The organism is Streptomyces sp. SID11385, from assembly GCF_010548245.1.
GTDB lineage: Bacteria > Actinomycetota > Actinomycetes > Streptomycetales > Streptomycetaceae > Streptomyces.
Genome location: NZ_JAAGLR010000492.1, coordinates 37,553 through 49,656, shown reverse-complemented (window position 1 = coordinate 49,656; position 12,104 = coordinate 37,553). Strand labels below are relative to the sequence as shown.

Genomic DNA, 12,104 nt, shown 5'->3' with positions numbered 1-12,104 from the left:
CCCGCGCAGGACACCGCCGAGGCGGCCGGGAAGCTCCTCGCCGCGTTCCGCGACGGCGACGGGGCGCGGGCGCTCGCCGGGCTCGAAGCCGAGGCCCGGCGCCGGCCCTCCTTCGCGCGGCCGGAGGAGGCGGACACCCTGCCGTGGACGCGACTGGCCGAAGGTTCCGCCGGGGCACGCGTGTTGTGCGTGCCGACGGTCCTGGCGAGTTCGGGCCCGCACCTGATGGCCCGTTTCGCGGGAGGCTTCGCCGGAACACGGGACGTGCTGGCGCTGTCGCTGCCGGGCTTCCGCGCGGGCGAGCCGCTGCCCGCCTCGCTGACCGCGCTGGCGGAGACGACGGCGAGGGCCCTGCGCGAGGGCGCGGACGGCAAGCCCTTCGTGGTGGCCGGCTACTCCTCCGGTGGTGTCCTCGCGCACGAGGCGGTACGGCTGCTGGAGGCCGGCGGCCTCTTCCCCGAGGCGCTGGTGCTGCTCGACACCTATGTGCCGGACGACGCGGCGCTGCGCGAGGCGACCCCGGCGCTGCTCGCCGGGATGGCCGGGCGCATGGCGGACCTGGGGCCCGTCGACGAGGCCGCCTTCCAGGCGATGGGCCGGTACCTGGAGTTGCTGAAGGGCTGGCGGCCAGGCCCGGTGAAGACCCCGACGCTCATGATCCGGCCCCTGCTGCACCTGCCGGGTACCGCGGAGGGCACGGCGCCGAGGGCCTCGTGGTCGCAGCGCCACGACATGGCCGAGGTGTCCGGTGACCATTTCTCACTGATCGAGGACCACGCCCCGGCCGCCGCCGCGGCACTCGGCGACTGGCTCGCGTCCCGGGCCGAGAGGGAGCAGTCATGACGCGGACCGGGGCAAGGGAAGAGGGGGACATGAACGACCAGAGGGACGTCGTCATCGTGGGCGCGGGCCCGGTCGGGCTGGCCACGGCGTGCGCGCTGTGGCAACGCGGCGTGCGCGCACGGGTGCTGGAGGCGCAGGCGCTCCCGCAGAGCGGGTCCCGCGCGGTGCAGTTGCACGCGCCGACGCTGCGGGTCCTGCGGGAACTGGGCGTCCTCGACGAGGCGCACAAGCTGGGCCTGCGGATCGCCGCCAACGAGTACCACCTGGGCACGGGCCGCACCCTGCGCATCACTCTGGGCGCGCACAACGAGCCCCTGATGCTCCCGCAGCAGGACACCTGCACGCTGCTGGAGCGCCGCCTGGCGCAGCTCGGCGGGCGCGTCGAGCGCGGCATCGAGGTGACCGGGATCGACCCCGGCCCGACCGGGGTCACCCTGGCGATCCGGGGTGCGGAGGCGGCCGAGGGCGGCGAGGGGGACGAGGGCAGCGAGGGGACCGGAACGTTGCGGGCCGCCTGGGTGATCGCCGCCGACGGCGTGCGCAGCCGGGTGCGGGAACACCTCGGCATCGCCTTCGAGGGCGCCCCGGTGGCGGTCCATTTCCTGCTGGCGGAGGGGAAGATCGCCGGCCGGCCCGCCGACGACGCGGTGCACTACTTCATGGGCGCCGCGGGCTCCGTCGTCTTCGCGTCGATGCCGGGCGACCGCGTCCGTGTCTCGGCCGCGGTGGCGGCGGACCACCCGCTCACCGAGGAGGGCGTGCAGACGCTCCTCGACGCACGCGGCCCCGGCGGACTGCGGGTCACCTCGCTCGACATGGTCAACATGTTCAGCAGCCAGGAGCGGATCGCCGCCCGGCTTCGCGAGGGACGCGTGTTCCTCGTCGGTGACGCGGCGCACACCCACTCGCCCCTCGGCGGGCAGGGACTCAACCTGGGCATCCAGGACGCGCACAACCTCGCCTGGAAGCTCGCCGGGGTCCTCGCGGGGCGGCTCTCCGCCGAAGTGCTGGAGTCCTACGGGAGCGAACGCAGGCAGGCCGCCGAGCAGATCGTCCGCAACACCCACCAGTTCCTCCGCGTCTTCACTCTCGGCCCCGGCGCCGCGCACGTGCGCAACTCGCTGTGGTCCGGCATGGAATCGCTCGGACTGCTGCGCCGTTGGTTCGCCCCCCTGCTCTCGGGCTGGCGCGTGCGGTACGCAACGGGGGGCCCGGCCGGGCGCGGACTGCCCCACCCCGGTACGCGGTCCTCCCACTGGTTCGACAGTTCTCCGGCCGAGGACGTCCACCGCCTGGTGACCCTCGGCACCTCCGAGCACCGTCAGCGTGGACGGGCGCTCGCCGCCAAGTGGCCCGACGTCGTCGCCCACACCCACGTGGACCGGCGCGGGCGGGGCTTCGTCCTGCTGCGGCCCGACGGCTACGTCGCCGCCAGCGGCGCGACGTCCGCCGACTGGGAACGCCTGCGGCACCTGCTCGCCACTTACGCGGCATGACCCCGACCGCTTCGCGTCGGCCCTCACGGCCGGCGCCCATGCCGAGAAGGAGCACGGCGTGATGATGGAAGAAGACCTCGCCGCACTGCGCGCCCTCAAAGAGGCGGTGAGCGAGGGCCCCACCCCCGACGCCACCGAACGCCAGCACGCACGCGGGAAGCTGACCGCCCACGAGCGGATCTCCCTCCTCCTAGACAAGGACTCCTTCCAGGAGATCGAACCGCTGCGGCGCCACCGCGCCACGGGCTTCGGCCTGGAGAAGAAGCGCTATCCAGGCGACGGGGTGATCACCGGCTGGGGCACCGTCCACGGCCGCACCGTCTTCGTCTACGCGCACGACTTCCGGGTCTTCGGCGGCGCCCTGGGCGAGGCCCACGCCGCCAAGATCCACAAGCTCATGGACCTGGCCGCGGCCTCCGGGGCCCCGCTGGTCAGCCTCAACGACGGGGCCGGGGCCCGCATCCAGGAGGGCGTCACGGCCCTCGCCGGGTACGGCGGCATCTTCAGCCGCAACACCCGCAACTCGGGGGTGATCCCGCAGCTCAGCGTGATGCTCGGCCCGTGCGCCGGAGGGGCGGCGTACTCGCCGGCGCTCACCGACTTCGTCTTCATGGTCCGCGAGACGGCCCAGATGTTCATCACCGGTCCCGACGTGGTGGAGGCCGTGACCGGGGAATCGGTCACCATGAACGGCCTCGGCGGCGCCGATGTGCACGCCTCCGTCTCGGGGGTCGCGCAGTTCGCGTACGACGACGAGGAGACGTGCCTGGAGGAGGTGCGCTACCTCCTCTCGCTCCTCCCGGCGAACAACCGCGAGCTGCCCCCGGTGGAGCCCACCGCGGACCCGGCGGACCGCCGCAACGACGCCCTGCTCGACCTCGTGCCCGCGGACCCCAACCAGGCCTACGACATGCGCGCGGTCATCGAGGAGGTCGTCGACTCCGGCGACTACTTCGAGGTGCACACGGCGTGGGCGACGAACATCGTCTGCGCGCTGGCCCGGCTGGACGGGCACGTCGTCGGGATCGTCGCCAACCAGCCTTCGTCCAAGGCGGGCGTGCTCGACATCCACGCGAGCGAGAAGGCGGCCCGCTTCGTCTCCACCTGCGACTCCTTCAACATTCCGCTGGTCTCGCTCGTCGACGTGCCGGGCTTCCTGCCGGGCGTGGACCAGGAGCACGGCGGCATCATCCGGCACGGCGCGAAGCTGCTGTACGCCTACTGCAACGCGACGGTTCCGCGGGTGTCGCTGGTGGTGCGCAAGGCGTACGGCGGTGCCTACATCGTCATGGACTCGCGTTCCATCGGGACGGACGTGGCGCTGGCCTGGCCCTCCAACGAGATCGCGGTGATGGGCGCCGAGGGGGCCGCGAATGTCATCTTCCGCAGGGAGATCAACACGGCGGAGGACCCCGAGGCCGAGCGGCTGCGGAAGATCGAGGAGTACCGGAGCGAGCTGATGCACCCCTATTACGCGGCGGAACGCGGGCTCGTCGACGACGTCATCGATCCCCGGGACACCCGCCGCACCCTGATCCGCGCGCTGGACATGCTGCGCACGAAACACGCCGACCTGCCGTCGCGCAAGCACGGCAACGTCCCCGCGTGAGAGGGAGGAACGACGAGATGAGCACGATGAAGGTGATCCGGGGCAATCCGGCCCCGGAGGAACTGGCCGCTCTGGTGGCGGTCCTCCTCATGGCACGGCCGTCGCCGGAACCCGCGCCGGTACGGGAACAGCGCTACCCCTCGCCCCTGGACGTGCGCTGGAGCAGGGGCGGGCGTCGGTACCCCGCCGGGGCGGGCTCTTGGAGGTTCGCGTCGTGAGCACTGTCAGGAGACTGCGGAAGGTGCTCATCGCCAACCGCGGCGAGATAGCCGTGCGCGTGGCCCGCGCGTGCCGGGACGCGGGAATCACCAGCGTCGCCGTGTACGCCGAGCCTGACCGCGGGGCCCCGCACGTCCGCGCCGCCGATGAGGCGTACCTGCTGGGCGGGGACACCCCCGCCGACAGCTATCTGGACTTCGCGAAGGTGCTGCGTGCCGCGCGCGCCTCCGGCGCGGACGCGGTGCACCCCGGGTACGGCTTCCTCTCGGAGAACGCCGATTTCGCGCAAGCGGTCCTGGACGCCGGGCTGGTGTGGATCGGCCCTCCCCCGCGGGCGATCCGCGCCCTCGGGGACAAGGTCGCCGCCCGCCGCATCGCCCGGCGGGCACGGGCCCCGCTCGTCGCCGGTACCCCCGATCCGGTCTCCGGGGCCGAGGAGGCCGTGGCCTTCGCCGAGGAGCACGGACTGCCCATCGCCGTGAAAGCGGCCTTCGGCGGCGGCGGGAGAGGGCTCAAGGTCGCCTGGAAGATGGCGGAGATCCCCGAACTCTACGAGTCGGCCGTTCGCGAGGCGGTGTCCGCCTTCGGCCGCGGGGAGTGCTTCGTCGAGCGCTACCTGGACCGGCCGCGGCACGTGGAGACGCAGTGCCTGGCGGACCGGCACGGCAACGTGGTGGTGGTCTCCACCCGGGACTGCTCCCTTCAGCGGCGCCATCAGAAGCTGGTGGAGGAGGCCCCCGCGCCCTACCTGTCGCACGAGCAACTCGCCGAGCTGTACCGCGCCTCGAAAGCGATCCTGCGCGAAGCCGGGTACGAGGGGGCGGGGACCTGCGAGTTCCTGGTCGCACGGGACGGCACCATCTCCTTCCTGGAGGTCAACACGCGGCTCCAGGTCGAGCACCCGGTGACGGAGGAGGTGGCAGGCATCGACCTCGTGCGGGAGATGTTCCGTATCGCCGAGGGCGAGGAACTGGGGTACGACGACCCTCCGGGGCGGGGACACTCGTTCGAGTTCCGGATCAACGGCGAGGACCCCGGCCGGGGGTTCCTGCCTGCTCCCGGCACCATCACCGCCTTCGAGCCGCCCTCCGGCCCCGGTGTCCGGCTCGACTCGGGGGTGGAGACGGGCAGCGTGATCGGCCCCGCCTGGGACTCCCTGCTCGCGAAGCTCGTCGTGACGGGCCGCACCCGCCGGGAGGCGCTCCAGCGCGCGGCCCGCGCGCTCGCGGAGTTCCGCGTCGAGGGCATGGCGACCGCCCTGCCCTTCCATCGCGCGGTGGTCGAGGACCCCGCCTTCACACCCGAACTACTGGGCAGCGAAGGCCCGTTCGAGGTGCACACCCGCTGGATCGAGACCGAGTTCTCCGGCGGCATCGCCCCCTTCGCCCCGCCCGGCCGGGCGGAGGAGGAGAAGGCGGACGACCGCGAGACCCTCGTGGTGGAGGTGGACGGGAAGCGCCTGGAGGTCTCCCTGCCCTCCTCGTTCACCGTGCCGCAGGCACGGTCGGGTCCCGCGAACACGGCCAGGACCAAGCGGCGCGGACCTCAGCGGGCCGGGCAGGGCCTCGCGGGCGACACGCTCCTCTCCCCGATGCAGGGCACCGTGGTGAAGGTCGCGGTCGAGGAGGGCCAGGAGGTCGTGGAGGGGGAACTCGTCCTCGTTCTGGAGGCCATGAAGATGGAACAGCCCCTGCACGCGCACCGGACCGGCAGGATCAAGGCGCTGTCCGCGGCGGCCGGGGCGGCTCTCTCCTCGGGTGCGGCCATCTGCGAGATCGTGGACTGACCGCCCTGGCGGAGTATGGCGAAAGGCCACCGGACCTGGGTCCGGTGGCCTTTCGCCATACTCCGCGTCAGGAGAAGAAGCCGTACAGACGGCTCACCCTGCCGCCCTCCACCGCGATGAAGTCATAGCCCACGGCGAACGGCGCGCCGCCCCCTGCGGGGCCGACCTGCCAGGTGAAGCGCCCGAAGTCGTGGTGGGTGCTCACCTCGCCGGCCAGCGTGAAGACCCCGCCGGGGATCTGCCGCTGCGTCTCGGCGATGTACGCGTCGAGGGCCGCCCGGCCCGTGACGTGCGTGTTGGGGTCCGCGTACTCGGTGTCCTCCGTGAACAACTCGCCGATGACACGCCGGCGTTCCTCGGCGTCCGTGATGTTCCAGGTCTCGATGTACTTCTTGGCCACAGTGGTGACGTCGCTCACGCGCTGCTGCTCCTTGGATTTCGTAGGAAAGGGGTTACTTCGCGGAGGGAAGACCTCAACCGGCCGTCCGCGGCCGAATGGTCACCGGCAGTTCGGCGAGACTGCGGATCGCGAGCGCGCCGTTGGTCGCCGGGTCCGGCGTAACCAGCTCAATATCGTACGGGGCAAGGGCGTTGAGAACGACCTCAATCCCCAACTTGGCGATCGGAGCGGCGACGCAGAAGTGGATGCCGTGGCCGAAACCGATGTTCCTGACGCCGCTGCGCCGCGACAGGTCGAGCCGGTCCGCCTCCTCGTAGATCGCGGGGTCGCGGTTCGCCGCCCCGAGGAGCATGAAGACCTCCTCGCCCTCGCGCACCTGCACGCCGCCGACCTCGGTGTCCTGCAGGACCGTGCGGTTGATGAGCTGAACCGCCGAGTCGAAGCGCAGCAGCTCCTCGACCGACGCGGGGGCCTCCTCGGGGTGCGCGCCGTACCACTCGCGCTGGTCGGGGTGGCGCAGCAGGGCGAGGGCGGCGAGTCCCATGGCGGCCTGCGGGGCGCTGAAACCGGCCAGAAAAACATTCGCCACGGTGGTGAGCAGCTCGATCTCCGTGAGGTGTTCACCGTCCTGCTCGGCGAGCACTAGTTCGCTCATGAGGTCGTCGACGGGGTGCTCGCGACGCTTCTCGATCAGTTCGGTGGCCATTTCGACGTAGCCGTCCCGCGCCTTCATGCGGTTGGCGAGGGCCTCGGGGGCGAGGGTGTATGCGGGGTCGAGGCCCCGGCCCGCGTCGTTGGCGTACTCGATGCACTGCGCGAGGTAGGACTCGGGGACGCCGACAAGGATGTTGAGCACCCCCGCGCCGAACGGGCGGAAGAGGGTGGAGGTCAGGTCGACCTGCCCCTGCGCGGCGGAGATCTCCGCGGCCGCGGCGACGAGCTTCGCCGCCAGTTGCTCGGCGGGCCCCCGCAGCCGTTCCACGGCGCGCGGCGTGAAGGCCTTGTTGACGAGCGCGCGGATGCGGGTGTGGTCCGGCGGGTCCATGAACATCACGGCCGGCCGGAGGCCCTCGGGCGTCGGTATCAGCGTGTCCTGGTACCCGGCGCCCTCGCCGCGCCCCAGCTTCGGGTTGCGCAGCACCCCCATGACGTCCTTGTAGCCCAGCACGGCCACACCGGCGCCGGTGCGCACCACCGAGCCGTGCGTGGCGCGCAGTGCGCGGTAGGTGGCGTACGGGTCGGAGTGGAAGGCGGGGTCGAAGGGATTGTAGGGAAGAACCTCGGGCTGGTCCTCGGTGGCGGTGGTCGCGGTCGACTCGGTCATGGGATGGAGCTCCCTCTGTGATGGGGTGTCAGCCGATGTCGGTGACGGGTGTCAGCCGGTCTGGGACGGGTGTCAGCCGGCGTGTCCGGCCGGAACGAGTTCCACCGGCATGTCGAGGATCACGGTGTGCTTGTTGTTGGGCGCATAGACCACGGGGCCGGTCAGGCGTACCTCCGCGACGGTGTCCAGCAGCGCTTCGAGGAAGAGCCGGATCTCCAGCCGGGCGACCTCGTCGCCGAGGCAGAAGTGCCTGCCGGTGCCGAAGGAGAGGTGGGGGTTGTCGGCCCGCTCGATGTCGAAGACGTCCGCGTGGTCGAAGACGTCCTCGTCGCGGTTGGCCGAGGGCCACCAGAAGGTGACCTTGTCCCCCGCCGCGATGCGGTGTCCGCGCAGTTCCACGTCCCGGGTGGCGGTACGCCGGTTGTACGGGTTCGGCGGCACCCAGCGCAGGATCTCCTCCACGGCCCCCGGCAGCAGCGCGCGGTCCTTGCGCAACGCCTTCCACTGCTCGGGATGCTGGGCCAGGGCGAGCACGCCGCCGGCGATGGTGTTCCGGGGCTGCTCGAAACCGGTGATGAGGATGAGGGTGGCGTTGGCGTCGCGTTCCTGGTCCGTCATCGGGGGTTCGCCGTGCACCTCGTCGATGTCGCCGAGGGCGAGCACGCTGCCGAGGTCCTGGGCGGGCGCGGTCCGCTTGCGGTCCAGCAGTTCCTTGAAGTACCCGGACATGGCGTGGAAGACCTCGGCCGAGCCCGCGTCGGAGCCGCCCGTGAGCCGGTTGGTGAAGCCGAGATTGCGGCGGCCCCAGTCGGCGAGCAGGTCCCAGTCCTCGCGGGGCGCTCCCAGCAGCAGGGAGATGGCGCGCAGTGCGTACGGTTCGCTCAGGTCCTTCATGAAGTCGACCGGCTCGCCGGAGGCGAGGGCACCGCCCAGCAGTTCGGCGGCCATGTCGCGCAGCGGGGTGGCGAGCGCCCGGGCGACCTCCCCGGTGACCGCGGGCCGCAGCAGCCGGCGGATGAGGTCGTGGCGCGGGTTGTCCATCATGGCGAAGAGGACGCCCGCGTGGACGCCGACCGGCAGGTCGTCCAGGTGGGAGCCGCCACCGGCCCGCGGACCGCCGCCCTGGGCGGAGAAGTCCGGGGAGGCCGCGGCGGCCACGATGTCGGCGTGCTTGGTCAGCACCCAGAAGCCGTCGCCGTCCGGTGTGCTCGCCCCGGGGTGGAAGAGGACGGGCGCTTCGCGGCGGAGCCTCGCGAAGAGTTCGTACGGGACTCCGTCCACGTACCGGGACTGGTCGGAAAGGTCGAATCCCCCGAGGACGGAGGGGAGTTCGGCGTGCGTCATCGTGGTTCCTCTCGGGTGGGGCGACGCGCGTTCTTCAGTGCCGGACGAGCTGGTCGTCCGGGGCGGCCAGCCAGCGGCGGCTGATCGCGGCGTGATCGGCGCGGGGTTGCGCGCGAAGGCGCGCGAGGAGGCCCTCGACGCGGTGCCGGGCCTCCCGCACGTACACCGCGGCCAGTTCGGCGTGCTGCCAGGGCTGTTCGGGCGTGGTGCCGTCCTCGGCGCTCGCCCTGGCCAGGACGGCGACCGCGTTGAAGAGTTCGCCGAGGGCACGGCCGAGAAGCACCACGGTGTGTTCCCCCGCGTACAGGCGGGCGGGGTCGGGCTGATCGCGCACGAGGCCCTCGGCCAGCTCCCGGACCTGCCGCACCAAGGCGGCGAGGTGGTCGGCGTCCTCCCGCAGGAGGGGAGGGAAGCCGGAGGCCGGGGGGCGGCCCGCCGGTGTCGCGGGGGCGGGGGACGCAGGCGCGGTGGACACGGCCATCGTGTAGAACCGGTCGAGCACCATGCGGCCGAGCTGGTTGTCGAGCTGGAAGTCCACGTTGCCCGCGACGCGCAGGCCGCGGGCGTCGCGGAAGGCGCGTTCGACGGGGACGGGCGGCGCGCCGCGGCGCTTCTTGCTGGCGACCGTCTCGTACCCCTCGCCGCCGTGCAGCGAGACGGTACGGTCCACCATCCGCCAGGCGCCGCGCACCAGCAGGTTCTTCGTGAGGAACCGTTCGAGCCAGCGCGCCCCCAGGTCCTCGGTGAGCAGGCTCCAGCGGGCCGCGGTCTCCATGGCGTACACGTCGGCGAGCCCGGCCGTGACGATGCGCTGGATCTCGTCGTACTCGCCGAGCCGCCGGCCGTCGACGGCGCGCCGAGCGAGGAAGGCGCGCGACCAGTCCAGGCAGTTGCGGGCGATGGCCATCGCCGGGGCGCCGGTGAAGAGGATGCGCCCGAGCAACGCCACCAGGCCTACCAGCGGCGGCAGTTGGTCGCCATCCGGGTCCAGCAGGGCCTGTTCGGCGGGGACGAAGACGTCGTCGAGGGCCAGTGACGCGTTGGGGAGCCCGCGGCTGCCCATGAACTCGACCCGGGTGCGCACCGAGAAGCCGGGGGTGTGCGTGTCGAGGAAGAACGCGCCCACCTTGGGGCCGTCCGCCGTCTCCACGGTCGCGGAGACCCCGATCAGGTCCGCGACGGAGCCATTGCCCGTGAAGAGCTTCTCGCCGCGCAGCAGGTAACCGCCTTCGACGGGTACGGCGCTCAGGCTGGGGCGCGCGTTGTTCTGTCCCGAGCGGTCGGTGTCGGCGAAGCCGGACACCGTCCCCTCGGCGAGGCGCGCGCCGACGAAGTCGCGCAGCGGGCCCGGCGGGAGCGCGGGCAGCATGGCCGCCGCGCCGACACCGTTCTGGATCGCGATGACCTGCCCGGCGGTCACGGAATGGGCACACGCCTGGGCGATGACGCGGAAGGCGGTGTACGGGGAGAGGCCGCGCCCCCCGAACTCGGCCGGCACGACGAGCCGGAGGTAACCGCGCTCCTGCAAGTCGTCCAGCAGCCCGGACGGCAGGGAGCGGGTGTCGTCCACCTCCTCCGCGTCGACGCGCTCGACGAAGAACTTCTCGGTCTCGGAGACGAGTTGGTCGCCGAGGTTCCGTTCGGCCGGGTCGGGGCGCGGGAAGTCGAGCCACCTGGGCCAGTCGATCTCACCGGTGAGGATGTCGTCCAGAAAGGAGTGGGGGGTGTTTTCGGCGGATGGTGCGGCGGTCATCTGCGGCTTCTCTCTCGAACGGGCCACGCGCGGCAATCGAGAAGCTAGTGACGACGGCCCCCTACCGTGAACCCCAGTCCTTCGCGACCTGACCCCTAAACACCACTCCCGGTGAAACGAAAAGGGCCGGACACGTTCACACATGTCCGGCCCATGCGGCCGCGAGGCCGGGGGAAGGGGTTATTCCGTCGCCGCGGTCACCGGGACGCCCTTGGCAGCGGCGACCGGCACGCTCTTGGCGGCGGCCACCGGGGCGAGCCCCAGCCAGTGCGTCAGGTCGAGCAGTTCTGCGCGGTACAGCTCGTCCGGGTCCTGCACCTGTGGCCGCAGATGGCCGTAGATCTCCAGGGACACAAGGCCGTGCAGACGTCCCCACAGGCGCAGGGCGACGGCCACGGCGGCCGGTTGCAGGTCCGGGAAGGCGGCCCGGACGGTCGCCGCGAAGTCGGGATCGTAGTCCTCCCAGGCATAGCCGCTCTCGGCGTGCAGCCGCTGCGCCCACGGCCACGCCTCGACGACGACCCCGGTCAGGGCCGTGCAGGCCCGGTGCTCGGCATCGGCCGCGGGGCCCTGTTCGGGTACCTGGTACCCCGGCGCGGGATCGCCGTACACCAGGCGGAACTCGTGGGGATTGGCCACCGCCCAGTCCCGGTAGGCGTGGCCGTACGCCACCACCTTCGCCACCGGCCCCGGTGGAGCCGCCGCGACGGCGTCCTCCAGCGCCTGGGCGAGCGAGTTGTAGACATCGGCCACGAGGGCGGTGATGAGGTCGTCCCGGGTGTCGTAGTAGCTGTAGATGGCGCCGGCGGTCATCCCCATCTCACGGGCGATCGCGCGGAGGGAAACGGCCGCCTTGCCCTTCTCCGCCACATGCCTCAGCGCAATCGTCTTGATCTCTTGCGCAGCCTCTGCGCGAAGACGCTCTCGCCTGCTCGGTTTGGGGTCTGCCATGACCGCATTCTAACAATGTAGAGCCAGCTCTCACCTGAACAGTATCTGCTCGCCGTTCAACAAGTGAGCGCTGACCGGCGCATCTCCGCTGGTCAGCGGGCATGGCCCCCGGTCCGCCCGCAGAGCGCGAAGGCGTGCCGGAACTAGGGGTTGCCGCTAGGGGTGCCGCTCCCCCTACGGTCCCTTCCGACGCCGACAAGGCGTTCCACCCACGGGCGCCTCAGGGCCCGATCGCCGCCGGACCCACGGTCCGACGGGCCGCCCGCGAACTGACGTCCGCTCACCTTTCGTACCTGGCAGCGGCTTTGGGGAGCACACAAACTACACGGGGTTTGACAGCTAATCAGCGATGATAGACACTCCACCGTGTTCTAATTGA

General features: G+C 71.8%; 10 protein-coding genes. 5 read left to right on the top strand and 5 right to left on the bottom strand.

The genetic code is table 11. The features are described from left to right. From G3I42_RS15075 to G3I42_RS15055, 5 genes are all read left to right on the top strand, one after another. A partial coding sequence (locus tag G3I42_RS15075) for an alpha/beta fold hydrolase (protein WP_164286220.1) occupies nucleotides 1-843 on the top strand: 843 nt, incomplete at its 5' end. A 29-nt stretch (nucleotides 844-872) separates the two neighbouring features. Continuing rightward, the gene (locus G3I42_RS15070; RefSeq protein WP_164286218.1) at nucleotides 873-2,339 is read left to right on the top strand and encodes an FAD-dependent monooxygenase; all 1,467 of its coding nucleotides are present in this window, start codon (nucleotides 873-875) and stop codon (nucleotides 2,337-2,339) included. Nucleotides 2,340-2,400: 61 nt separating this feature from the next. Further along, complete coding sequence (locus G3I42_RS15065; protein WP_164286230.1) at nucleotides 2,401-3,948, top strand: acyl-CoA carboxylase subunit beta; 1,548 nt, start codon at nucleotides 2,401-2,403, stop codon at nucleotides 3,946-3,948. Nucleotides 3,949-3,965: 17 nt separating this feature from the next. Then, nucleotides 3,966-4,166, top strand: a complete 201-nt coding sequence (locus tag G3I42_RS15060) for an acyl-CoA carboxylase subunit epsilon (protein WP_164286216.1) — start codon at nucleotides 3,966-3,968, stop codon at nucleotides 4,164-4,166. A gap of 14 nt (nucleotides 4,167-4,180) precedes the next feature. Next, entirely contained in the window at nucleotides 4,181-5,953 is a 1,773-nt protein-coding gene (locus G3I42_RS15055; protein WP_164286228.1) for a biotin carboxylase N-terminal domain-containing protein, read from the top strand. A 67-nt stretch (nucleotides 5,954-6,020) separates the two neighbouring features. Here G3I42_RS15055 and G3I42_RS15050 read toward each other — a convergent pair whose 3' ends face one another. The 5 genes from G3I42_RS15050 to G3I42_RS15030 form a co-directional block, all read right to left on the bottom strand. Next, complete coding sequence (locus tag G3I42_RS15050; RefSeq protein WP_164286213.1) at nucleotides 6,021-6,371, bottom strand: nuclear transport factor 2 family protein; 351 nt, start codon at nucleotides 6,369-6,371, stop codon at nucleotides 6,021-6,023. A 55-nt stretch (nucleotides 6,372-6,426) separates the two neighbouring features. Beyond that, on the bottom strand, nucleotides 6,427-7,677 hold the full coding sequence (locus G3I42_RS15045; protein WP_164286212.1) for a cytochrome P450: 1,251 nt from the start codon (nucleotides 7,675-7,677) through the stop codon (nucleotides 6,427-6,429). Between the two features lie 72 nt (nucleotides 7,678-7,749). Continuing rightward, a complete protein-coding gene (locus G3I42_RS15040; protein WP_164286210.1) occupies nucleotides 7,750-9,021 on the bottom strand; it encodes a cytochrome P450 in 1,272 nt (423 codons plus the stop codon). Nucleotides 9,022-9,055: 34 nt separating this feature from the next. Next, nucleotides 9,056-10,774, bottom strand: a complete 1,719-nt coding sequence (locus tag G3I42_RS15035; RefSeq protein WP_164286208.1) for an acyl-CoA dehydrogenase family protein — start codon at nucleotides 10,772-10,774, stop codon at nucleotides 9,056-9,058. A 180-nt stretch (nucleotides 10,775-10,954) separates the two neighbouring features. Continuing rightward, nucleotides 10,955-11,644, bottom strand: coding sequence for a TetR/AcrR family transcriptional regulator (locus tag G3I42_RS15030; RefSeq protein ID WP_343244547.1), 690 nt, complete (start codon nucleotides 11,642-11,644; stop codon nucleotides 10,955-10,957). Nucleotides 11,645-12,104: the final 460 nt, after the last annotated feature.

Coding starts and splice junctions, on each gene's coding strand:
- G3I42_RS15060 (WP_164286216.1), top strand. CDS start 3,966: ATGAGCACGATGAAGGTGATCCGGGGCAATCCGGCCCCGGAGGAACTG.
- G3I42_RS15040 (WP_164286210.1), bottom strand. CDS start 9,021: ATGACGCACGCCGAACTCCCCTCCGTCCTCGGGGGATTCGACCTTTCC.
- G3I42_RS15045 (WP_164286212.1), bottom strand. CDS start 7,677: ATGACCGAGTCGACCGCGACCACCGCCACCGAGGACCAGCCCGAGGTT.
- G3I42_RS15065 (WP_164286230.1), top strand. CDS start 2,401: ATGATGGAAGAAGACCTCGCCGCACTGCGCGCCCTCAAAGAGGCGGTG.
- G3I42_RS15035 (WP_164286208.1), bottom strand. CDS start 10,774: ATGACCGCCGCACCATCCGCCGAAAACACCCCCCACTCCTTTCTGGAC.
- G3I42_RS15070 (WP_164286218.1), top strand. CDS start 873: ATGAACGACCAGAGGGACGTCGTCATCGTGGGCGCGGGCCCGGTCGGG.